Here is a 23,581-nt window from a genome sequence, read left to right as displayed (position 1 = left end):
CAACCCGACGTATCACCATCGAATGGCAGCATGCATGCGCCTTTTACTTCACTTCCAGCTTATTGGATAACGAAACCGGCAGGCTGTTGTCCTGCAGCTCCAGCTTATCCATTTCAAACACATGGGTTTGGTAGCTTGTATTCTCCGGATCCGACAAATCGAAGTGCCCTGTAAAGCTGCCTGCAGCAGCAATATCACTTTCCAAAGCTACGTAAGAAACCGGCATCGTGCCCTTCAGCAGTTGGAAGAATACGACTTCCGTCCCCTCGTGATCCGACGTACCCGCCGTACGCGTCAAATCAGCCTTCGCGCTGAGTCCGTTCGTTAGGCTGAGCTGGCCGTTCAGGTAGGTAAAAGTGTAGGGAGACAATAATGTTTTGAAGTGACAAATCTATATCAAGGTTTTTTGGTTTTTTGGTTTTTTGCATGGATTTTCGATTACAAATAATGTTTTGAAATGGTTTTTCGAACCCTTTACTTTTTTTTTCAAACATAGTTTTGAAGTCGATTCAGCTCTTTTCGTGACATGATGATCTTACGCCTCGTTTTCTGTAAACTGTACACTAAAAACTATCAGTTTGATTGTCGCTGCGGGGGAATGGAGATAAATCCAGTTTTATCTTCACCCGGACAAGCTGCTGTGCGATTTTGAAAAAGGCTTTCCGTTGAGTGGTGGGACGAACTCTGTGACCCCAACGTACTTGTCATCTTTTGGAGGGATCAGCCAAATTCATTACTTGTCTCTTAACCCTTAAGTTTACCGCGGCAAACTTATGCATCCAAAATGAACAAGTCCTTGATTTTCAAGGACTTGTTCAGAAATACCCAATTTTGATTTTTACTTGCCATTTCACTAACGTTCTTCGATAGTTTAATAAACATCGCAATTAGGTTTTTATCACTTCTAAGGCGTCGCGTTCTGCAGCATGTGGTGGCTCTTCCATCCATCCGTTGTCTATCATAATGTTCGCCCCGTCTTCGGCATAATTTCCGACTTCGACAAGGAGACGAGCATAAGCGGCAGCTATGTCGTGTCTTCCGTTTACCGCCATCGCATTGGCGTAGGATCTTATCCGCATCGAGAACATATCGAGCTTATGAAACACCATTAATTTTTCTGAAAAAGGGGTCGTGGTCGAATCAGTCACTAAATGAGTAAGCTGCGGCAGTGCCGCAAGATTATCCTTTTCAAGATAATGGGAGAAAATCTCATAATGTTTCGTTACGATTTGTTCTCCCCTTCTCATATATTCTTGGATGCGCGGTGTCCTGGCCGCCTGTTTGAAAGCCATTAATACCGCTTTGCTGGTCACGATATTTTGCACGTTATCGTACAAATGTGTAATTTCCAGCGCGTGAAGGGTTCGGATATTTCCAAAAAAACCATTTAGATAGCTGTTCTTTTTTACAAATTCCACTTGCTTTGGCGTAGGGATGTATGGCGGCCTTATCAATACGTCCCTTGCCATCATTATCTCGTTGACTTGATTTAACAAACGAACGGTTGATTCAATAACGTATGTAAAAAACTCTCGGACGTCCTGGCGAGTTACGAGAGGAATGGCTATGCTATAAATACTTAGTCCAGCCTTCGCCGTATATTTCAGGTAGTGCAGGTAGAACTCATCTTCAAACAACCTGGGTGATTCTAGGTTTACATCTTCATCAAGCGAAAATGCAATTGGGACGGGATGGTTATCCTCAACAAACTTGTCTTTACAGATTAGAACGAATTCCTCGCTTAAACTTAAAGCATGTTCTAAAACTTGTTTGATCTCCTGATCATCCACATGCCTTAATAAATAACTTAATACACACCCAAACATGCTATTCCCCATGTAAGTAGCCCAAAGCTTGCCTACTTCAGCAGATGTTAATTTTTCATGAGACTTCGTCCTATTTATCCTATCTATGTTTTCCAATGTCATCACCGTTACCTTTTTTTGGTCTTAATATTTGACCTTATATGAAAAAATATACCCCTAAGGTTTGGTGCCAACCTTACATTATCCTCCAACATTTGTTCCAATCGATCAGAGTCCCACGGCATGGGGTTGAATGAATTTTTGCTAAGACTATCCAAAATTAAATATCAATTCATGCAATTCCCTCGCGCGTTTTATGATATCTAAGAGCTTCTGCTGGTCGCTAGGGTCTGGAATCTCTCTTTCTTTCCCGCTCCGTATATGCCAACTTATCCTGAACAGAACCTTCCGGAATGGCTTCACCGATTAAACAATATATCCTTCACAATAAGCGTGTACGCCAATGTATAAAACTACTAATGAATTACTAATAATGAAATCACTGTTCGATTCCTGCAAGAGGGGCCATTATGCTATGGAACGATTTATTTTTATCGCAATAACACTAGTCTCCCTTTCGACGTTAATGTATATCCGTGAAAAGGAGATTCGCAAGGCTTTACTTTCTTTCGTTACCTTTCAAGCGACAACCTGGTTAACTTCCATTTTAATGGTGCAATATGGAAAAATAGAATACCCCGTTAGAGAATTTCAGACAGCTACTGCTGTGAATTTCGTGCCTCAGTTTATTTTTTATCCGACGCTTTTTACTTGGTTCATCCTTCTTTTCCCTACTAACAGAAGTTTGGTCATAAAAATTATGCATTACATTCTGTTTGTTTGTATCCATCATGGTATGGTTCATATATTTTGCCGCAAAATACACAGACATCAACAAGTTCATGGGTGTGATGGGCCTCCCAACGATTACAAAAGGGTATCTGAGGAACTTTATGCAGTTTGCCTTATGTCATTTATATATCGCTTGGTTCTTTAGAAAGGAATTTATTGCGGGGAGGTAGACCGATGTATTTACCAGAAAGGATTATTCTCGGGAGTGTATGGAGCGTGGTCTTGATTTCAGTATGGTTTGTGCCGAGACGGTTGATCCGCCAAGCATCGTTCATATTCTTCTTTGCACAACTGCCTGCGTGGATCTTAGGTCTACTCGTTGTAGAGTTCGGTTGGATTGAATATCCCGTTAGGGAATTGCACAAGGTTAATGCGACGAGCTTTACCTTCGAGTACCTGATCCTTCCGATAATTAGTATTTTTTTTAATCTATATTTCCCAAGCGAGAGCAGCCTAAGTAAAAAATTATTGTACTATACCTCGATCTTGGCTGTATTCACCTTGGTAGAGTTTTTCATTGAAAAGTACACGCTGCTTATCAATTATTTGCATTGGGAATGGTATTACACATTCATATCTATGGGGATAATATTTTATCTGGTACGGTCCATTTATAAATGGTTCTTCCGATTAGGTAAACCGCTTTCCTTATAAACTCTGATTTCTAATAGAAAGCGAAAACCAACTCTTCTCTTTTCTCTTAGCTACGTTTCGACGCTTATCCCTTAGCAGCACAAGCGAACAGACATAGCGCCCATTTACTTTGGTTAGACTTCCATTAGAAAGCTGTTGTGATGGTGTAACTATGCGGGGGTTATCTATATTCGTTCTATATGGTCGCGTATGTAACTCATCGGCAATAAAGCTCATACCTACCAATGCAAATAACAACCAGCTGAGTATCGTTTTAAAGAAGGACATGATAGATTGCAAGAGATCAATTGTCCGGAACAGGGCGTATACTCCAAAATCGAGATCATTAAGAATAATATTTTCAACAACGCCGGCTTGAAGCATTGCCAATTCCACCCCAACATCCATCTCCAACTACAATTAATGTGCAGAGAATACTCAGCAACCTCCCGCTGTTCCCCCCTATTATTCATGACAATTCCGGATTTTCCATAGGTAAACCAAGTCATATCGGCTGCTCTGCCTAGACCCTGTATGACGAAAGGAGAACGCCTTTGATGGACGTTCTCCTTTGTGATGGCTTGATAGAGCGTGTCTGGGGCCAAAATGCAAATGCACCCGCTTCCCATCCCACTCTGGAGGCACCTCGAACATTCTCCGGTACCATACGTTGTCGTGGAAGCCTTGCTCACCGATTCCGCTCAGCTTGCTCTCGAACGAGAACGGTACGGTAATGCGCTGCTCAAGAGCCGTCTCGCCCCGCTGCCATTTCTCCTTGCGGCCGACATTGCCGTCATCGAACGCAAACTCCCATTCCCCATTCAAGCAAACCCACGCATTCCGCACAAACTGCGGTCTCGGGTATTCGCTGCGCGGCAGCACCGACATTGATAATCCCTCCGTCTACTACTGTCTTCTCACTCCGTTAAAGATGGACGATCACTTGACCATCCTCCACGGAAACCCCAAACCTTTCCACGGTCACTTCATACGATTTGGTGCGCAAGGCCGGATCGACGATCATGTGGCCTGTCTTGATGTCGAATTCCCATTGATGCCATGGGCAGCGCACCACCTCCCCTTCCCGCTCATATTCAAAGCAGCCGGGGGCGGAGGAGGTGACGAACGGCATGACCAGCCCTTTGCACAGCTCTGCCCCTTGATGAGGACAGATGTTGCGCAGGGCATAAAATTGTCCCTTCAGATTGTATACGCCTATGCTCCGCCCCTGTACCTCGACAATCTTCTTGTCACCGGGCGGAATTTCCGACACCTTGGCAACGACATGCCGATTCGCCGGCGATATCGAAGCCGCAGCTGCGTCCTGGGATGATTGTTGTGATGGTGCTTTTTCCATGCTTCTTCCACCTTCTCTTTTTCCATATGGTTGCCAGCGTAAAAACGAAACATCGGGCACGAAGTTAATTATAGCTTGGAGCACAGGCAAAAGATTGCCCATGTTTGATAAATTTCTGTTCGATAGTTGACCAGTTTTCAGCCTCACGTCCTACCCTGCACGGGGAACTAGCTGCGGCGCATCCATCAAAGCTTTCATGCATCAAATTGTTCAAACTCTTCCTAGTTAATGGTCAACAATCGGATATCGTATCATCGACAACCCCCGTATAATTTGAGTGAGAACGCAGCTGCTTTGTCATTATTATTCATATGGAGGGAATCACCAATGAAAACGGCGGATGCTGTACAACAGGGCAAGGCGATACGCCCAAAAGTAAAGAAGTCGATCATCGACTGCGATGTTCATCATTATACGGGATTGGATGTGACGAAAGAATATTTGCCGAAACGATGGCTCGAATCGCCGCCTTCCACCGTACCGCAAGGCGGAGGACATCATTTTAACGGCGGCGTGGGCGGCAGAATGGCCGACTCGTTTCCACCTGAGGGAGGTCCGGCAGGCAGCTCGCTTGAATATATGCAGGAGCATCACCTCGATCCGCACCATGTAGAGTATGCGATTTTGACCGGCGAAGGCGGGGGGGCCAACCGGCTGCAATATGATTATGAAGCGGCGATCTGCAGCGCAACCAACGATTATACGCTGGAGCATTGGCTCTCGCGGGATAAGCGCTTGAAGGGGTCGGTCTATATTACGAAGCATGAACCGAATGTGGCGGCGCAAGAAATCGACCGGATCGGCTCACACCCCGATATGGTGCAGGTGCTTGTGCATAACGGCGCAAGACTTCCCTATGGGAACCGGTTTTACGATCCGATCTACCAGGCCTGCGAACGCCATAATCTGCCGTTCACGATACATGTCGGAGCGGAGGGGGGGGGCGTCAACAGCACGACGACAGGCGCCGGTGATGTATCCTATTATGTTGAATCTCGCTCCGCCCGGCCGCAGGTGATGATGGCACATTTGGCCAGCTTCCTGTTCGAGGGCACCTTCGAACGCTTCCCAACATTGAAGGTACTCCTGCAGGAGGCTGGCGTACTGTGGGTCGTGCCTTACTTGTGGAAGCTGGATCAGATCTGGATGGAAGAGCGAATTCAGCTGCCATGGATGAAGAAATCGCCAAGCGAATATTTTCATGAGCACGTTCGAATGTCGACCCAGCCCTTCGAAGCGACGCCAAACCGCCAAATATTCGATCTATCGATGAAAAGCATGTTTGCCGAGAAAACCTTGATGTACTGCAGCGACTATCCGCACTGGGATTTCGATTCGCCGATGCAGGCGCTTCCCAAGCTGGACGACGCGCTATGGGATCGGGTGTTGTATTACAATGCGGCGGAATTTTACGGCCTGCCTGTTCGTCGCGCCGATCAGGGGAAAGAGCTTCACCACTAATTAAGTTTGCCTATAGTCAGGGAGGTTACATGTATGCATGCTACAGAAAATTCAACCCATCCGTCCGGAGCTGCGAATTCCCCGGACCTGCACCGAGCCATCATCGATTGCGATATCCACCACTTCACCGGAACGAAAGCGATCAAATCCTACCTTCCGCGGGCGCTCGCCGATCTTATGTCTACCTACGGCGCCGCCTTGCCCAGCGGCACCCCTTCCGGCGGCCCTGCGCAGAGTGTAAAGGATGTGGCCGCTTTGCAGGAAGAGCATCTGAACCCGAATCATGTCGCGTACGGTATTCTAACCGGCGAAAGCTATGGGGCGCAAGGAGTTGGCAATCCACACTACTCGGCTGCGATTTGTTCGGCTATCAATGACTATACGAAGGAGCAGTGGCTCAGTGTGGACAACCGGCTCCGAGGCTCGATCTTTGTCACGAAGCAGGACCCGCTGCTGGCGGCGAAGGAAATCGACCGGTTGGCCGGAAGCGGCCAGTGGGCCCAGGTCATCTTCAGCAACGGCGCGCAGCTCCCGTTCGGCAACCGCTTCTACTCCCCGATCTATGAAGCGTGCGTCCGCCATAACCTGCCGGTGATGATTCATGCGGGGATGGAAGGTGGCGGCACGAACAGTCCAACGACAGGCGCAGGCTACGTCACCCATCTGGCGGAATGGAAGGCGGCGCGTATTCAGACGATGATGGCGCACATGGCCAGCTTCATCTTTGAGGGCACGTTCGAGACATTCCCGGAGCTGCGGATTGTCCTGAATGAAGGCGGCGCATTCTGGATTGCCCCCTACTTGTGGAGATTGGATTTGGATTGGAAGAGCTTGCGGGTGCAAACGCCATGGGTCAAGCGGCTGCCGAGCGAATATTTCCGCGAGCATTTCCGGGTAACCTCGCAATCGCTGGAAACCGCACCGGATGAAGCGACCTTCCACCAATATATGACTAGCATTCACGCTCAAGATACGCTGATGTTTTGCAGCAATTTGCCTTACCATGAAGCCGATACCCGGCTAACCTCACTGCCGGGTCTGGATGAAGCGCTGCAGGAACGCATTTTGTACAGTAATGCGGCGGAGCTTTATAATCTGTAAGGTGTAACGCCAACAAGCGGCCTTTGCTCATGAAGGCCGCTTTGTTCAATGGGCTATCCGAATATGACGTTTCCGAAGGAGCTGCGAGCCATGAATTATTTTACAGAGTCGACCTCAATCCCTATCAAGGACGAGTACGACGTGATCATTATCGGCGGCGGCATCGCCGGTGTCAGTGCTGCCCTGGCGGCGCGTCGCAGCGGAATGCGAGTGTTGATCGTCGAGAAAGGAATTGCGCTTGGCGGACTGGTTACCAGCGGACTGATCGTGTTTTACTTATGCGCGCTATGCGACGGCTACGGACGCAAAATAATGAGCGGAATTGCCGAGGAGCTGCTGCATTTGTCAATTAAGTACGGCTACGACAATCTGCCGGAGGCTTGGCGCAATAGGCCAGAACATGCAGCTTCGAAGCGCCGTTACGCCACCGTTTTCAACGCCTATGCGTTTATCCTTGCTTTGGACGAACTGATGGAGCAGGAAGGAATTGATGTCCTGTACGATACCGTATTCAGCTCTGCTGTCGTGGAGAACGGCTGGTGCAAGGGAGTGATTGTCGAGAATAAAGAAGGGCGCCTCGGATACCGGGCCGCCATGTTCGTAGATGCATCAGGCGACGCCGATCTGATGAAGCGGGCGGGAGCCGCATGTGTGGAGGACGGCAACTGGCTTACGTACTGGGCGTATTCAACGAATTTGGCGAAGCAGGAGGCAGCCGCGGAAAACAATGAAGTATATCGCGGACTGAAGCTGGAGGCCCATGGTTCGACCCGAACCGGACACAAGCACCCCGAAGGAATGAAACGGTTCACGATACATGACGGCATGGAGATTTCCGAATTTGTCAAAGCAGGAAGGAGGCTGTTGTTAAGCCGGGTCAAGCAGTTCGACAGGAACTCGGAGACGTTGACCACCCTGCCTTCCCTGCCGCAATTGCGGACAACACGGCGTATAACCGGGTACTATGTCTTATCCAATGCAGACAAAAATAAGGTGTTCGAGGATGCCGTCGGATGCTCCACGGAAGAGGATAAGCCCTATCATGTATTTGAAATCCCCTATCGCACGCTAATCGCACCCGGAGTGCATAATATTGTAGCGTCAGGCAGAATTATTTCTTCGGTTGATCACGCAAGAGAGTCGACTCGTCTCATCTCGACCTGCGCCGTGACCGGGCAGGCCGCCGGCACCGCAGTAAAGCTCGCCCTGGAGCTTGGCTGTGCGGTACAGGATATCCCTGTGGCAGAGCTGCAGCGCAGGTTGATGGCAGCCGGAGCGATTGTCCATTATCAGCCGGTTCTTGATAAGTATCCGGGGGCGACCTCCCTGAACCCGGATGACGCCCAGCGCTCCCCTGAAGCCGGCGATTCGCTCGGATCCCCGGGGCACTGAGGAAAAAAGGTACGCATGAAAAACGGAGCCCTGTCCGGGCTCCGTTTCTTACTGCTCCTGGCTCTGCTCGCTGGAACAGCCTCATCTCCGAGTGTTCTTACTCTTCCGGCCCGCCGGCGTATCGTCCGTCACAGTAAATCCTGACGTTTTCTCGTAAAGTGTCGTCCGGTTCACAGGAACCGTGTATTCGGTCTCCAAGGACGCCGGATGTCCTGAGCCGTTGCCGATGACGACCCCATTTTCATCAGCATAATAAGGCTCCACAAAGGCAAATCGCCCGCTCGATGTATCTGTGCCCACATAAGCGTGATAAGCAATCCACCTCGTTCCGTCCCCATCGGTAAAGACGGAGCCGTGGCCGCTGCCATTGATCGTGTTGGACTTTGAAAGAATCGGGGTCGGGTGTTTGACCCAGTTCGACGAATCCAGCGGATCTCCGCCCAGAAACTTCATATAACCGAGCGCATAATGGATGGTCCAGTATCCACTCCCGGTGTATACAAGATATACCTCGCCATTGTCTCCGTATACCGCTGCAGCGCCTTCAACGACCTTCGGGTACCAATGGTTCGGATCGGTCGTGCTTTGCCCGTAACCGCCCATCTCCCATGCGTATTCAGGGACAACAAGTATGGCTGGGTCCCCTGTAAGGGTCCACGGATTGTCAAACTCGCTGAGATTGATGGTCTGGTGGAAATTTGACGTGCCGCGTCCTGTCTCAGACACATAGATCAGATAGGCTTTGCCGCCGATCCGAATGACCGTTGTCCCCGCGACGAACTCATCGTTGTTAAATGCCGGGTCATCCTCATGGACTAACTTGAGCGGAACATTCACCTCTCCCGTAATGGGGTGGCCCCAAGGCCCGATCAGATTATCCCCATCCAGCGCTTTGACTACATGCTGCCGCTGATTGGCCGTTGTCCCATCGTCGAAGGAGAGAAACATGTACCAGCCGGCATGCTGCTCTCCGACCTCTGCGGCTGAGAAATAATGAATTTCAGGAGACCACAGATTTTGCCCATACGTCGGTCTGAGAATGGTATATCCTGTTGATGTCTGCAAATCCGCAATATTCGCTGCTTTATGCAAAACGATGGAGCTCGCGCCTGTTGAGGTATAATAATAAAATCCGTTGTAGTAGAACATAAACGGGTCCGCACCGCTGCGAATATAGTTGGTAAACGTGGTCGTGCCTTGCGGCTCCGCATGGATATCGAAGTTAGGCCCGATGTCCAGGAAGCTGGTCATATCGCCTTCGTACCCCTCCGTACCGCGGAAGTCCGTAAGATGGCTGAAATCGCCGCCTTTCAGTTCGACATGGTAGGTGCCGTCCAACGTCGTTGTTTTGTTGCGGGCGGGAGCGATCATCTTCCAGAACTCGCCGCCGTTGATAGTGAACTCGGCATCATACGAGCCGTTGTCCATGACGCCATCCTCCACATATTCATGCACGACAAACAATCCTTGCTTGAATACACCGCCATTCACCGTAAACTCGATCTTGCCTGAGCTCCGGTCTCTCGGTGCGCCGGCGACATAGTTATGGAACGTTCCGCCGTTCACCGTAATCTCGATGTCCAGGTTATCGGCTTGCGCCCCTTTGTAATTGGATCCCCCGCGCAGCACCGACCAGTTCCCGCTATTCACCTCCAGACGTATTTCCGGCGTCACCGTATCGCGATAGTGTCCGCCAATGAGGTTGATATACGTCCGGTTCCCCAGCGTGAGCGTAGTGTCCACCTCTTCGCCGATGGTCAGCGGATGCCCCATTCCGAATATAACGGCGAATGCAGGAGCATGGAACTGAAGCGTCTCAAAGGACATCTCTCCCCCAAGCAGTAAATCGCTCCCAAGGTCAAGGGCTGCGCCGCCGGATCTGTAATCTTGATCCTCATCGTAAGACGTCACGGTCACATGGTTGCTGTGCGGCGCTACCGTATACCTTGTGCGGATGGTGTACTTGCCGCTAACGACGACATAGCCGTCCTCTCCCAGAAGACCGATGGCCTCGTTCAGATCGCCGACCGGATTGGCGGGGTGGCTGCCGTCGCCTGTTCCGCCATCCTCCAGGTAGACGTACCGGTTCGTGATGATGTTGTTAAACCATGCTTCAATCCCCGCTATGACTGCCGTGTGGGCGGGTGTATACATCAGTGTTCGGTTCGCCTCTTCCACGCCCAATTGCGAAACGGAAATATGGTTTACCTCGGCACCGGCAAGCCGCAGCATGACGTCCCGATCCAGTCTGTCCAGCACCACCGAATCAACACTGCCGCCGTACAGGCGCAGGACGAAAGCCTCCGTAACATGGCCTGCAGAGGAGTAGACGGAACCGATGACTCCGCCATACACCGAGGTTTCAGTACGCGCAACAGAGTACAACTCGGTTGTTCCAGACCAGAGCTGGCCGATCGTTCCCCCGTAGACCGAAACCGCAACCGTGCCCGCCAAATCGTTGTTCAGATAGACCGCGCCGACAACCCGCTCGAACGATCCGCTATAAATCGCAAGTGAAGATCCGCCCGCGCCGCCGGATACGGTTATGCCGTCCGGATCGTCCGTGACGACACCGTGCCCGATGACGAGTCGGCTTCCATCGGCATGCAGCGTCATGCTGTCTTGCTGCCGCAGCTCGACGTTCTCGAAGGTGACATCGCCTTCAAGCCGCACATAGGCATCGCGCGGAAAAACAATCTCTCCCGCTGCCTCGCCTTCCTCACTCGTAAACGTCACTCTCCCATTCGCCTGCGGCGCAGTAGCAGCAAAGTCCCACAGCACGGAACCGCGGATACGGATCATTCCGCCTGCGGACCGGATCAGCTCATAGGCTTCCTGCAAGCTGCCGCACGGGTCTTGTACGGTACAGCCGTTCCCGGAGGCGCCCTCGCTGACATACGTCTGCGTAAAATTTTCCACTCTGTCGAACACTTGCTCCAGCTGAGCGATTTGGGCCCCGCTGTAATGCAGCGCGTTATATTTCGCGGTCTTCTCCGAGCCCGCTTGTATAGCAAGATTTTGAATCGCTTGCGAAGCATAAGTCACCGCAACGTCGCTGTATGTCACGCCGTCAAGCGTAAGCGTCGCATCGCCTACCACATTGTTCACATCAATCGTATTTACCGTGCCGCCGAGCAGCGTAATGTCCGCCGTGCCGTTCAGCCGCCTCGTGACGTCTCCGCCGGCATTGATTTTGCCGATGGTGCCGCCAGTGACGCGAATGACCGTACTGCCGGAAAAATGATTGTACAGAGAAGCCCCGAACAGCTCTGTAATTTCGCCCCCGTTCACCGTAATATGTGAGGTGCCGGTATAGGTTTGTGTCGCTATCCCTCTCGTTCTTGTAAATCCGCTGACCATGTGAAAGGCTCCGCTATTGATCGTAATATGCGAGTCCAGATTCAGCGCCACACTGTTGCTCTGCGGGGCCTCGTATCCGCCAACGACGAAGATTTGTCTTGTTGTGCTCGAAACCGTGCTTAAGGCCGTAATTCCTTCCCCGAACACAATCGGATGAAACTGTGCGGCGAACACCGTCCACCCGCTGGTCACGATCGTTACATTGCGGAACTCGGCAGGTCCCGACAACCGGTACACCTTCTGGCTGGAGCCCGGAAAAGCAAGCTTCGCGCCATAGTCCTGCATGCCGTCATCCGATGTCAAGGTGATGACTCCGCTATGCGGCGGCTCGGTATAATCCGAGCTCAGAACATAATCGGAGACCAGCACCACCGTTCCGCCGTCTTCGCCCACCTCCTGAATGGCGCGTTCCAGCGTCTGGAACGCCGTGGAGGCAGACTCGCCGCTATTCGTGTCCAGTCCCTGCAGTGCATCCACATACACCGTCTGCGTGCTTTCTGCATAAGCATGCGGCACCAGTACGGCCATACATACAGTCAATGTGAAAAACAAAGCCAGTCCCAAAATACGTGTTCGTTCTCTCATGAACTCACCTCAACTCATGTTTTGTCCCTTGCGGCAGCTCTTTACGCAACCACTTTCATTTTCAGTTATTGCTTTTGCCAGCGCTCTTTCCTTCGCCACCTCCGCCTGTCAGCCCTTCCGAATTTCGGATATGCCTTGTCGTCTCCCCCCATCAATTCGCTTCAGCAGGTGTGCCGTATTTCGCGCTTGCCGAAGCGCTTACACCGGACGCCGATTGGCCGGTATGCGGTTCAGCGAACCTCATACCGGAAACCATCGACCCTCTAACCGAACGGATACGGAGCCGTCTCACTCTCTCGCCTTTGCATCCTCGATCAGCTTGCTTAACTCTTCATCGATCTGTCTGAAGGCGGTGTTTAAGTCGATCGTGCCCTTCACCAAATCAGACAACGGTTTGTCGTGCGGCGCTCTGGCAATCGTCTCGAATCTGGTCTTCGGGGGAATCGGGGCAAACTTCTTCTTAATAATCGCCTGGAAATTCTTGTCCTTATACACCGTATCTTTGTATGTGACTTGTGTTCCAAACTGCTTGAGAACCCCTTCATCCTGCAGGGCCGGAATAATCGCCCGCTTCGAGTAGCCCAGCTGCACCTCCTCCGACAATAAATGCTTCAGGACCAGCATCGCCTCATCTTTGAATTTACTTGTGGAAGTAATTCCGAATAAGGTTGGCAGCGGCTGCGCTCCCCGATCAGGGAACTCTGGATATTGCGGATACGTGACCATGTCCCAATTCATCATGGTCATGTCATTGTTCAAGAAAATATTGGCCAGATCGGCCGACATCGCCACTTTCGGGTCGCGCACGAAGCTGGCATTCGTGTTGTTCATCGTTTTTCTCATATCAATCATTTGAGTAAAGATCGTTCTCCACCGTTCATCCCGCGTAATGGTCGGTTTTAAAGTGACGGGATCAATAAACGGAACGGAAAGCGGATTCAAGTTCGCATGGGGCTGCGTCCCGTTGCGAATCCCCAGATACTCCACTCCTCCCTCTTGACGATTCGCTCGTCTCCCCAGCTCAAGCACTTCATCCCATCCCATATCATCCCTGGGATACGGAAGCGCGAGTCTGTCAAAAATATCCTTGTTATAGTATAAGACGGCCGTATTGAGAACCACCGGAAGTGCATACATTTTCCCCTCCGACATGGAGCGAATCCCGGCGATTGAAGACGGTTCCAATTTTTCTACGGGAACCTGGTATTTTTTGATCAAATCACTCATATCGTACGCCAGTCCGTATTCCATCAAGTTGGGAATCGTACTGTTAATATCTTGCCAATATATATCCACCTGCTGATTGCTGACAATCATTTCGTTAAAGGTCGTCCCGGGTCCTGAAAATATCGCCTTAATCGTATATTCCGGGAACTTCTTGCGTATCGTATCTCCAAAGCGTTCATTAAATGCTTCCTCCGTCCAGCCGGCGGTGGTATAGAAGACCAGATTCACCGGTTCTTTTCTTTCCGGAGGAGCCGCCACTTCACTCACCGCCTGATTGCCTTCTTCCGGCGGCGACTGTTGCCCCGAGCAGGCGGCAACAACAATGAGGCTGCATAACATCATCATTTGCGCAAATCTTCGCTTCATTAAAACTTCCCCTCGCTCTCGATTCCACCATTTTAACCGTACACCCGTACAGTTCCTTCTTCTGCGGTAACTTCTTCTAAGCGTAACGCCGAAGGCTTCTGCACCTATTCCACAGAACGCTGTTCATTCTCTCTTTCGTCCCGAACGCTCCCCGGCTCTGCCAAAATCGTTGGACACCGCTTCTTCATGCCGCTTCCATCTGTTCCCTCCTCAACGTAGTTTTCTTGCGCCCTTTCATTATACGTTGACTATGAACATGGTATATTGCCGATAGTTGACGGGAAATTTGATGATACTTGACTACTTTTCAGCTACGGTTCTCCGTGAATTGTTTTCGGTATTTCGTCGGCGTTGTGCCCGTCATAGCTTTGAAATGACGGTTGAAATGAGACGCCGAAAGGAGGCCGATCAGATAAGCGATATCCGAATTATTCAGATTTGGCTTTTCTCTTAGCAGCCGCTTCCCCTCCGTGATCTTGCCGTTCGCCCGTTCCACCCAGTTTCAATTACTTCAAGCCGGTCATCGTGATGCCTTCAATAAATTTCTTCTGCGCTGAGAAAAATACGGCCAATAGCGGAATTGTCGCTACCATCGAAGCAGCCATGATCAGATGTCCCTTGGTTCCGCCCTCGTCCGTGAACATCGACAGTGCCAAAGGTATCGTATATAAATCGCTGCTATTGAGATAAACTAACGGCTCGAAAAATTCATTCCAGCTATGCAAAAACGTTAATATCGATAGCGTAGCTAAAGCAGGAGTGGCGAGCGGCAGCATGATATTCCAATATATTCGGAGTGGCGTACACCCGTCCATTTTGGCTGACTCGCTTAGTTCATCCGGAATTGTGACAAAAAACTGCCGCATCAAAAATACGCCGAACGTGCCGCCTGCTCCGAGAATGGCCGGAACAATCAAAGGAAAATGAGTGTCGATAACCCCTAGTTTTCCGAACCAAACGAATAGCGGAATGGCCGTCGATTCGGTCGGAATCATCATACTGCTGAGCAAAAAAAGAAAAATGGCATTTTTAAAAGGAAACGATACTTTGGCAATTGCATATCCGGCCAACGATGCAACCAGACAGGTGCCTGCCGTCACCAGAACGGCAATATACAAGCTGTTAAAAAAATAAAGGTGATACGGATAACGCTGAAACAACTCCACGTAATTGCTCCACATCACCGGACTGGGAATCCATTTCGGAGGTGTCACAAAAACTTGCGAATAATCCTTTAACGAGGTGACAGCCATCCAATAGAACGGTATAAGGCTGACTACAGCAATGACGATCAACACGATATATTGCGGCAAATAGCTGAGCAGCTTGCTGCGGGAGTTACTCTTCATAATGAACCCACCTCTTTCTCCCGTACCATTGGAACAAGGTTAACATCAAGATGATAAAAAACAGCACAAACGATATAGCGGAACCATACCCGAACTCGTTGTATTTGAAAGCTTGCTCGTAGATATAATAAACCATCACATGTGTGCTTGTCCCCGGGCCGCCTTTGGTCAAAATATAAATTTGCCCGAATACTTTCATCGAACCGATCAATGTAATCATAACGACAAGAAACATGGATGGGGAGATCAAGGGAAGCGTCACATGCAGGAAGGACCGCCAGCGGGAAGCGCCGTCGATGCGTGCGGCTTCGTAATACATCGCAGGAACGCCGTTTAAGGCAGACAAAAAGATCGCCATATTCATTCCCAGGCTTTTGAGCAAGGAGACAACAACAACTACCGGTATCGCCAATTCCAGATTGTACAGCCAGGCCGGACCGGTAATACCAAACCATTTCAATATTGCGTTGACCAGGCCGTTATCGGTTTGAAATATATATTTCCAGATGATCGCCCAGACTACAATGGAGGTGACAACCGGAGAGAAGATGGCTGTCCGAAAGAAGCCGATGCCAGGAATGGATCTTTGAGTTAACAAAGCCAATGACAAAGTGATCACAATATTTAACGGGACAAAAAGCAATGTGAAATATAACGTGTTCCATATCGTTTCCACAAATACCGGGTCTTCGAAAAAGGCCATTCTGTAGTTGGCCAAACCTACAAACTTCAAAGGGCTTGTTAAGTCCCAATTGGTGAAACTCATGACGAATGAAGCAACAACAGGTCCGAATAGAAACAGAATATAACCAATCAGCATCGGCATGACAAACGCGTAGCCATACCACTTCTCTCTCCGATTTAATTGTCCGCCGCTCTTTAAGATTCCCCGTCCGTTAACGCCGGATTGCTGAAATGCACCGAATTTGCTCATCTTCATTACCGCCTTTCGTTCTTACCGCCAATACATGATCCGCACCCGTTATGTTTAACGGTAAGAACGTATTTCAAACACTGCGATGTTCCATCGCTTACTTCAAGAGAGGGGTTACCTCTTTTTCCATCCGCTCCAACATTTGTTTAACCGAAGCGTTCCGGGTGTACAGCATATCCAGCATGCTTTGCATTTTCGAATCAATCTGCTGCCAATTGGTCGGAGTAGGGATTACGCGCCCTCCCGCCATCATGGGTTGGGACATGGCCAGCTTAATGCCCTCTGCCGAAGGCTGCGCATTCAAATTGGCAAATTCAGCGGATTCGAGCACCGATTTACGTGTTGGCGGGAAGGTCGACTGAAGCGCTTTAATTCCTTCTTTGTCCGTGAAAAACTTGAGCAATTCAATCGCTTCCGCATGATGTTCCGAATCCTTCATCACAGAATAGCCGGAGACGCCGTTATAGAACGGGGCGTCTGCCTTAGGCCCTTTCGGCATCGGAGCGATATCGAATTCGAGTCCCTCCGCTTTACGCGCGCTTGCTGAATAACTGAAGGTACCGCGATACATGCCAATTTTACCGGATTCGAACGGGAGCTGGTCGCCCGGTTTCGGATGGATGAGATCTTTAAACATCATGTCATCGTACATTTGGAATACTTTCTCGCCTTCCGGCGAGTTTAATAAAAATTTCGACCCGTCTTCGTTAAAAATATCTGCGCCAAATGACCAGATCGTATCGGTCAGCGCATCCTTCCAGTTGCTTCCGTCACCGAATTTCACGCCGTAAATGCCTTTTGCCGGATCGGTTAAAGCTTTGGCCGTTTTGATGAGCTCATCGTACGTCCATTTTCCTTCTTTGGCCAGCTCGTTTGGAGTTTTTAAGCCTTTTTCCTTGAACAGTTTTTTATTGTAGAACAATACTTTAGGACCCGCTGAGAACGGGATGCCATACAATTTCCCATTTTTACGGTAAATATCCATATTCGACGCATAAATATCGTTCAGATCATATGCTGCATCTTTGGACAAAACCGATAAATCCAACAACTGATCCGAATCGCGCATTTGAGGAATAATCGCGTCATACAACCAGGCTACATCAGGTACGGTCCTGCTTGCTACCATGATAGACATTTTCTTCGGATATTCCGCGTAAGGGATCAACATCACTTCTACTTTGATGTTGGGATGCTTCTCGGTAAACTTTTTCCCTAAATCCTCAAACACTCGCTTCCGGTTGTCATCCCCCCAAATACTCAACTTGAGAGTGATGTCTTTCTTCGCTTTATCTACTGTGCCGCTGGTTTCATTGACGCTTGATTTGACATTAGCGCCGGACGAACAACCTGCCGTAACCGACAGGAGCACCACACTCGCTGCAATCGATGTCCACACTTTTTTCATTTGTTCTTAACCCCTTCTCCTTTTAGTATGATGAAGATAACCCATTAACCGGTTACATTTCGATATAAACCTTGCCTTGCTCTACCGATACGTCAAATTTCTCAACGGTTACGTCGTACGTCAATGTCCGTATTTTGCGGTCAACCACCATACATCCGCTCGGAATGTCGAACTCCCAACCATGCCAAGGACAACGAACGATTTCTCCTTCTTTTTCATACTGAAAATCGCCCGGTTTCGAGGATTTGATCCATGAGGTGACCGGTCCTTTGCACAGCTCCGCCCCCTGATGCGGACAATAATTTAAGATCGCGTGAAACCGGTCATCGCTTAGCCGATAAACTCCGATTTTGCTGCCGTTGATTTGAACCAGCTTCGGTTCTCCGACAGTAAATTGATCGTTCGTCCCGATATAATGACGCGTCATGCCTTATCCCTCCGTGGATTTATGCAGCGGCAGTCCATATAACTTGGCTGCATTGTTGTAGAAAATGTTGTCCACTATCCTTTTCTCCATCTTCGGAAACGTCAATTTCGGGGAATCGAAGTCCCAATGCGGGTAGTCGCTGCAGAACAGCATCCGTTCTGAAGCGTAAGTAGCCTCCATCATCAAATCAAAGAGCGCTTTATTAGGCACTTCCTCAAGCGGCTGCGATCCGAAGTACATATTAGTTTGCAAATATTCGCTTGGCTTCTTCTCCACCCAAGGCGTTTGCGGGCGAAGCGCACGCCAATCTTGATCCAAACGCCACATGTAAGGGGCGATCCAGAAAACGCCCGCCTCAATGAACAGTACCTGCAACTGCGGGAACAGCTCGAAAACGCCTTCAAATATAAAGCTGGCCATATGCGCCATGAACACTTGCGGCCGTGCCGCACGTCTTTCGATATAATACGAGGGGTTGCCTGCTCCTGTTGCCGCTGCATTGCCGCTTGCGCCTTCTCCGCCGACATGAATAGCGAAATGCAAATTATGCTTCACACAAGCTTCATAGATCGGATGATAATTTCTCTGGCCGTACGGATGCATCGCTCCACCTTGAACATACGCTTGAACCATCTGCGGGTGAGAGCCGACCCGCTCGATTTCCTTCACCGATGCGGCGATATCATGGTAAGGAATGTTAATAGAACCGCGGAATCTCGGATCTTTATCCAGCCAGTGCTCAATGGTGTAATCATTGTATGCGGAACATAAAGCAGCCGCATAATAAGGATCGGGAACCATCGTACATCCCACGAATTCGCCGGTCAAAATACCGTACTTGACGTTGTACACTTCAAAATGCTGCTTCATCATAAAATCAATATCCGAACCCGCTTGCTTCCCTCTCCCGGGAAACGCATCGAATCGTCGGCCGTGAAGTCCGCCGTTTAATCCAAACCCACCGTGAAGCGGACCCCAAATTTCAATTTGTTCTTTGTACTTTCTTGGCAAGTAAGGGAAAATCGCTTCGATATTCGGAATGTTGTGATGAATGTCGCAATCGATCACACCGATGTTTTTGCGGTCGGCAGCCGTTCCGTTTTTATCCGCACTTTTTTCCGTTTCTGGCATAACTCAAAGACCCCTTTCCATGTTTTCTTGGTTAAGCGTCGTTAATTTAAAACGCTTTCAATAATTAAGTATAAGGGCTCCGTTCAGAAACAGAAATCACCGAAAATGGTGAAAAGGTGCGAAATTTTAAGATCCATGATTGCGATAATCGGAAGGAGTCTTACCGACTCTTTGCTTAAACACGTTCATAAAATGCTTGGCGCTGACATATCCGGTCATGTTGGCGATTTCATGAATTTTCAAGTTGGTTTCTTTCAGCAGCTGCTTCGCTTTGATCATTCGGCTATCCGTAACAAAATCGGAATAATTTTGTCCCGAAACGGTTTTGAACAACACAGACAAATAATGGGGAGTTAGATTCACCTGGCCGGCCACTCTTTGCAAGGAAATATCTTCCGCCATATTTTGCGCAACAATGTCCTTCACTTTGCGGATCACGTGCCGGCCTTCATTCATTTCATCTGTAAGCTCGTGATCGTTCGAAGACATATTTCCGGCATCCAAATTTCTTTTTATACTTTGCAAAACTTCAGCCAATTCGACCCGATTCACAGGTTTTAATAAATATTCCGCAACTTGATATTTGATCGCCTGCTTGGCATATTCGAAATCCCCGTAACCGCTCACAATGATGATATATAAATTCGGAAAATTGTTTCTGACCCTGCGTATCGTTTCGATCCCGTTCATTTCCGGCATTCGAATATCCGTAATGAGAATGTCGGGCGATGTTTTATGCAATTGGTCCAACGCGTCTTTTCCGTTTGCCGCCTCCGCCACAACCTTAAAGCCGCCGATGACCTCTTCGATTGTTTTCTTTAAGCCTATCCGAATCTGGTCTTCATCCTCAGCTATCATGACTTTATACATGCCAATCCCCTCCCATTTAAACAGGCAGCTTTAACATAAAGGATGATCCTTCGCTTGTCTCTTTGTCTATAAATAACCCATAATTGTCGCCGTATAAAATTTTCAGACGCTGGTGTACGTTTTTGAGTCCGTACCCTTTATTCTGTTCGCCAAAACGATGCTGTCCATACTGCGCCGCGGTTCTGCTGTTGATTCGCATTTCAATGTCTTGGATTTGCTGCCTTGACAGTCCGATGCCGTTATCATCAACCCTTATGACCAGGTCATCATTCTGAAAATTGGCTGTTATTTTAACCGTTACTGTTTCTTTTTTCAGCGCATGTTCGATTACATTTTCAATCAAAGGCTGTAAAATGAGTTTAGGCACCAAACAATCTTCAAATGACGGCTCAATGTCGATGACGGCACGCAGACGGTTTTTTAAACGGAATGCTTGGATTTGCAAATAGTTATCGACAAATAACAGCTCATCCCTCAAAGTTACCGGCCTGTCCTGTTTCTCCACTGTATAACGAAGCAGCTTGCCTAAACTTGAAATGGTATCGGAAATTTGCAGTTGTTCGTTATGAAGCGCCAGCATATTAACCGATTCCAATGTATTGTATAAAAAATGCGGATTGATCTGACTCTGCAGAGCGGAAAGTTCAGCTTCGCGTTCCCTGATTCGCGTCTCATACACCTCCCTCACCAAGCGGTTCAGTTCATCGACCATCGTATTAAAAGAAACGGTTAATTGACCGATTTCATCATGCGTGACAACAACCGCTTTCGTTTGAAATGAACCCCTCTGCACTTGCTTCATGTGGCTTTGCAGTCGACGGATCGGTTTGACCAGACGGTTGGAGATGAGAACAGCGAGGCCGAAAGCGGCGATCAATGAAATGACGGAAACAATTACCGTAAAGTTCGTTAGTTCCTGCGCATCCCCTCGTAAATCACCCAGAGGTATGTGCCCAACCAACGTGAGCTTGCTGTAATTTGAATACACAGTGGACATGATCGTATCCGGCGTGTTGCGAGTCACACGTTCATAAGCCCAATCCGGATGTTGACTATACTCAAATGGGTAGAGCAGAACCTTGTCGCGATTGTATATAAAGAAACGGCTGTTTGGCGTAAAATCGACTAAAGACAATACACGTTGAAATCCTTCCATAGTCAGATCGACTTTCATAATGCCCAAGGGTACCCGGCTCTCCGGATGGACAATTACCCTTGCGATCGAAATGACTTCAAGGGGCTGCACATAATAATTAGCCGAATGCGGCGGCAAAATCACAAGCCCGCCACCTAACCGCTTCACATCAGTTATCCATTCGTTATGTTCCGAATGCCAATAGGATTTGATACTATTCAATGAGCTGCTGAAGAGTCCGCCGTCATTCGTGAAAATCATAATTCCTTTAATTTCCACTCGATCACTCGTAAAAGAAGATAAGAACAAGTTTATTTTGCCATATTCTTCGATGGGCAAATACAGATTCGGATCGTAACTACCGCTGTGATGGAGTAAAATTCTCAACACATCCTGATCATAGAGGGGGGCCTGCGTCAACCGGTCGATTTCCTTGACATAGCGGTCCAAATTCAAATTCATCTGCTCCATAATTTTCAAGGTTGAATCGCGGGTATTGCGGTCGACATCCGCAGAATATTTACGGTAAGTAAATACTCCGCTAATGCAATACGGAACGGTAATTAATAAAACAAACAAGATGAGAAATTTCAAACGTAAAGGTAAAAAATATCGTTGTTCATCCATAGGCAGTCTTCCTTTTCCAGATGGAATAATAAACTTTAATTGTGTTATATTCGACAAGCTCCGTGACAATATCCCGTAACCATGAACTGTAACCCTGTTTGTGGACATTGAAATAAACACCTAGCACAACTATGCTGCTACTGGATGGTTCCTGTACTCGTCAGGGTCATCTTTTTTAATTATGCCTTTTCGGAATCGTAACAATGTGCACAGGATAGAATGGTCGGGTATGATGATAAGCGAGTACATTATCGGTTTCTAATACCTTTTGTACAGGTGTTCGACCGCTCAATACATCTTCGCAATAGAAGTCTTCCGACATATGTGATTTGCCCCCCGTCAGGTCCTTATTTTAGGCGTGCTCCCTTTTTTAGCGCAAGTGTCTTCCGTCAGCTTAGGGTTATATAATTCGATTTAGTTTTACTTCAAAGTTAGGTCTAGCAACATATACCATATAATGAGTTTTTCCATCGAAATCTAAATAGACTTGATAACGGGTGCGAATTGCTGGGGCAGTAACCATTTCAAGCACTTTATCTTTTTCAACCCAGCAACTTTCTGAAGTCTCCTCAGAAATGCATTATTCTGCCGATAGTTGACGGAAAAATTGATGATACTTGACTTCTTTTCAGATACGGTTCTCCGTGAATTGTTTTCGGTACTTCGTCGGCGTCGTGCCCGTCAATGCTTTGAAATGACGATTGAAATGAGACGCCGAAAGGAAGCCAATCAGATAAGCGATATCCGAAATATTCAGATTTGGCTTTTCTCTTAGCAGCCGCTTCCCCTCCGTGATCCGCTGCAGCAAAACATATTGATAAAAACTGACCCCGAGTTCTCGGGTGAAGATCCGTGTCAAATATTCTTGACTGATGGAGAACCGTTTGGAGATTTCTTTCAAGGTCAGCTTCTCGTCCAAATGCTCGCACACATAATCGATGCACTGTTGGACAATTTCCTGTGAATTGGTAATCATCGTTTGCTTATGCGCTGATGATTTCCCTTCGTTATCCGCACTGCGCTGCAAAAACACCGTAATGAGCAGCACATGCGCCAGCACCTTTCTCTCCCACCCTGCGCTTTGATTGCGCAGCTCCTCCTTCATGTCCGCACACATCTTCTCCAGCTCCATACACTGCTTCGGCCCCAGATGAAAACTTAAGCAGGAATCCTCCGGAATCCAGGAGAAATCGATTAACCGCATCAAATTTCCTCCCATCCAGTCGCTCGGGGCTTCCGCTTCCGCGATGCAAATCACGGTGCGCTTGTAGGGCGTCTTGGAGGACAACCGATGAGGAACCTTACCGCGAAACACGAGCACGCTGCCAGGGAATTGCACCATATTTTGCCGGCCGACGACCATCGTACCGTGCCCCTCGTTCGTGATATGAATTTCCAGGCCCACCTGCGTGTGCATGTTCGTTCCCTGAATTCGCTGGGTGGTCACATATACGGGAAATTTTTTCAGCCATCGTTCAATGTCATCTTTCCACTCCAAATGATCTGCATTCATTAAGTTTTTTTTATTCATCTTGCCGCTCGCCCCCTTATCGTTATGCCT

The 23,581-nt window shown here is 48.7% G+C and carries 22 protein-coding genes and 1 pseudogene; 5 read left to right on the top strand and 18 right to left on the bottom strand.

Translation table 11 applies throughout. The annotated features are described in order from the left end of the window. Positions 1 to 43: 43 nt before the first annotated feature. On the bottom strand, positions 44 to 370 hold the full coding sequence (locus QMO62_RS24200) for a hypothetical protein (RefSeq protein WP_284645071.1): 327 nt from the start codon (positions 368 to 370) through the stop codon (positions 44 to 46). 517 nt (positions 371 to 887) lie between these two features. Further along, positions 888 to 1,928, bottom strand: coding sequence for a DUF3231 family protein (locus QMO62_RS24195; protein WP_284645070.1), 1,041 nt, complete (start codon positions 1,926 to 1,928; stop codon positions 888 to 890). A 340-nt stretch (positions 1,929 to 2,268) separates the two neighbouring features. On the opposite strand from QMO62_RS24195, the gene QMO62_RS33445 reads away from it, so the two are divergent. Both QMO62_RS33445 and QMO62_RS33440 read left to right on the top strand, forming a co-directional pair. Beyond that, positions 2,269 to 2,802 carry a CBO0543 family protein gene (locus QMO62_RS33445; protein WP_369699115.1) on the top strand — a complete coding sequence of 178 codons (534 nt, stop codon included), beginning with the start codon at positions 2,269 to 2,271 and terminating at the stop codon, positions 2,800 to 2,802. Between the two features lie 29 nt (positions 2,803 to 2,831). Next, a complete protein-coding gene (locus QMO62_RS33440; protein WP_369699114.1) occupies positions 2,832 to 3,311 on the top strand; it encodes a CBO0543 family protein in 480 nt (159 codons plus the stop codon). Here QMO62_RS33440 and QMO62_RS24190 read toward each other — a convergent pair. The 3 genes from QMO62_RS24190 to QMO62_RS24180 are packed head-to-tail and all read right to left on the bottom strand — an operon-like array spanning position 3,306 to position 4,647. Then, positions 3,306 to 3,704 carry a hypothetical protein gene (locus tag QMO62_RS24190; protein ID WP_284645069.1) on the bottom strand — a complete coding sequence of 133 codons (399 nt, stop codon included), beginning with the start codon at positions 3,702 to 3,704 and terminating at the stop codon, positions 3,306 to 3,308. The genes QMO62_RS33440 and QMO62_RS24190 overlap by 6 nt on opposite strands. Positions 3,705 to 3,755: 51 nt before the next feature. Next, positions 3,756 to 4,178 carry a sugar-binding domain-containing protein gene (locus QMO62_RS24185; RefSeq protein WP_284645068.1) on the bottom strand — a complete coding sequence of 141 codons (423 nt, stop codon included), beginning with the start codon at positions 4,176 to 4,178 and terminating at the stop codon, positions 3,756 to 3,758. Between the two features lie 37 nt (positions 4,179 to 4,215). Further along, on the bottom strand, positions 4,216 to 4,647 hold the full coding sequence (locus tag QMO62_RS24180; protein ID WP_284645066.1) for a Rieske (2Fe-2S) protein: 432 nt from the start codon (positions 4,645 to 4,647) through the stop codon (positions 4,216 to 4,218). Positions 4,648 to 4,974: 327 nt separating this feature from the next. Between QMO62_RS24180 and QMO62_RS24175 the strand changes: the two genes are divergently transcribed. The 3 genes from QMO62_RS24175 to QMO62_RS24165 all read left to right on the top strand — a co-directional run bounded on the left by QMO62_RS24175 (position 4,975) and on the right by QMO62_RS24165 (position 8,601). Next, positions 4,975 to 6,108, top strand: coding sequence for an amidohydrolase family protein (locus tag QMO62_RS24175; RefSeq protein ID WP_284645065.1), 1,134 nt, complete (start codon positions 4,975 to 4,977; stop codon positions 6,106 to 6,108). A gap of 33 nt (positions 6,109 to 6,141) precedes the next feature. Then, a complete protein-coding gene (locus QMO62_RS24170) occupies positions 6,142 to 7,209 on the top strand; it encodes an amidohydrolase family protein (RefSeq protein WP_284645064.1) in 1,068 nt (355 codons plus the stop codon). A gap of 90 nt (positions 7,210 to 7,299) precedes the next feature. After that, positions 7,300 to 8,601 carry an FAD-dependent oxidoreductase gene (locus QMO62_RS24165; RefSeq protein ID WP_284645063.1) on the top strand — a complete coding sequence of 434 codons (1,302 nt, stop codon included), beginning with the start codon at positions 7,300 to 7,302 and terminating at the stop codon, positions 8,599 to 8,601. Positions 8,602 to 8,682: 81 nt separating this feature from the next. On the opposite strand, the gene QMO62_RS24160 is transcribed toward QMO62_RS24165, so the two are convergent. From QMO62_RS24160 to QMO62_RS24105, 13 genes and pseudogenes are all read right to left on the bottom strand, one after another. Then, positions 8,683 to 12,546, bottom strand: a complete 3,864-nt coding sequence (locus QMO62_RS24160) for a family 43 glycosylhydrolase (RefSeq protein ID WP_284645062.1) — start codon at positions 12,544 to 12,546, stop codon at positions 8,683 to 8,685. Positions 12,547 to 12,697: 151 nt separating this feature from the next. Continuing rightward, on the bottom strand, positions 12,698 to 12,838 hold the full coding sequence (locus tag QMO62_RS24155; RefSeq protein ID WP_284645061.1) for a hypothetical protein: 141 nt from the start codon (positions 12,836 to 12,838) through the stop codon (positions 12,698 to 12,700). Then, a complete protein-coding gene (locus tag QMO62_RS24150) occupies positions 12,835 to 14,139 on the bottom strand; it encodes an ABC transporter substrate-binding protein (RefSeq protein ID WP_284645059.1) in 1,305 nt (434 codons plus the stop codon). Before QMO62_RS24150 ends, QMO62_RS24155 begins: the two co-directional genes overlap by 4 nt. A 307-nt stretch (positions 14,140 to 14,446) precedes the next feature. Further along, positions 14,447 to 14,635 carry a helix-turn-helix domain-containing protein gene (locus QMO62_RS33435; protein WP_369699113.1) on the bottom strand — a complete coding sequence of 63 codons (189 nt, stop codon included), beginning with the start codon at positions 14,633 to 14,635 and terminating at the stop codon, positions 14,447 to 14,449. Between the two features lie 10 nt (positions 14,636 to 14,645). Further along, complete coding sequence (locus tag QMO62_RS24145) at positions 14,646 to 15,488, bottom strand: carbohydrate ABC transporter permease (protein WP_284645058.1); 843 nt, start codon at positions 15,486 to 15,488, stop codon at positions 14,646 to 14,648. Next, entirely contained in the window at positions 15,478 to 16,422 is a 945-nt protein-coding gene (locus QMO62_RS24140; RefSeq protein ID WP_284645057.1) for a carbohydrate ABC transporter permease, read from the bottom strand. Before QMO62_RS24140 ends, QMO62_RS24145 begins: the two co-directional genes overlap by 11 nt. Positions 16,423 to 16,519: 97 nt before the next feature. Next, positions 16,520 to 17,830 (bottom strand): ABC transporter substrate-binding protein, encoded by a 1,311-nt coding sequence (locus QMO62_RS24135; protein WP_284645056.1) that lies wholly within the window; start codon positions 17,828 to 17,830, stop codon positions 16,520 to 16,522. A gap of 52 nt (positions 17,831 to 17,882) precedes the next feature. Further along, on the bottom strand, positions 17,883 to 18,257 hold the full coding sequence (locus tag QMO62_RS24130; protein WP_284645055.1) for a Rieske (2Fe-2S) protein: 375 nt from the start codon (positions 18,255 to 18,257) through the stop codon (positions 17,883 to 17,885). Positions 18,258 to 18,260: 3 nt separating this feature from the next. Continuing rightward, positions 18,261 to 19,388, bottom strand: a complete 1,128-nt coding sequence (locus tag QMO62_RS24125) for an amidohydrolase family protein (RefSeq protein WP_284645054.1) — start codon at positions 19,386 to 19,388, stop codon at positions 18,261 to 18,263. 126 nt (positions 19,389 to 19,514) lie between these two features. Next, positions 19,515 to 20,258 (bottom strand): response regulator transcription factor, encoded by a 744-nt coding sequence (locus tag QMO62_RS24120; protein WP_284645053.1) that lies wholly within the window; start codon positions 20,256 to 20,258, stop codon positions 19,515 to 19,517. A gap of 16 nt (positions 20,259 to 20,274) precedes the next feature. Continuing rightward, on the bottom strand, positions 20,275 to 22,020 hold the full coding sequence (locus QMO62_RS24115) for a cache domain-containing sensor histidine kinase (protein ID WP_284645051.1): 1,746 nt from the start codon (positions 22,018 to 22,020) through the stop codon (positions 20,275 to 20,277). A 181-nt stretch (positions 22,021 to 22,201) separates the two neighbouring features. Further along, positions 22,202 to 22,342, bottom strand: a pseudogene (locus QMO62_RS24110) (HIT family hydrolase); the annotation flags it as partial. Between the two features lie 306 nt (positions 22,343 to 22,648). Further along, on the bottom strand, positions 22,649 to 23,551 hold the full coding sequence (locus QMO62_RS24105; RefSeq protein WP_284645050.1) for an AraC family transcriptional regulator: 903 nt from the start codon (positions 23,549 to 23,551) through the stop codon (positions 22,649 to 22,651). Positions 23,552 to 23,581: the final 30 nt, after the last annotated feature.

The sequence above is a fragment of the Paenibacillus silviterrae genome (assembly GCF_030167925.1).
Classification (GTDB): Bacteria; Bacillota; Bacilli; order Paenibacillales; family NBRC-103111; genus Paenibacillus_G; species Paenibacillus_G silviterrae.
This window is presented reverse-complemented; position numbering and strand designations above follow the sequence as displayed.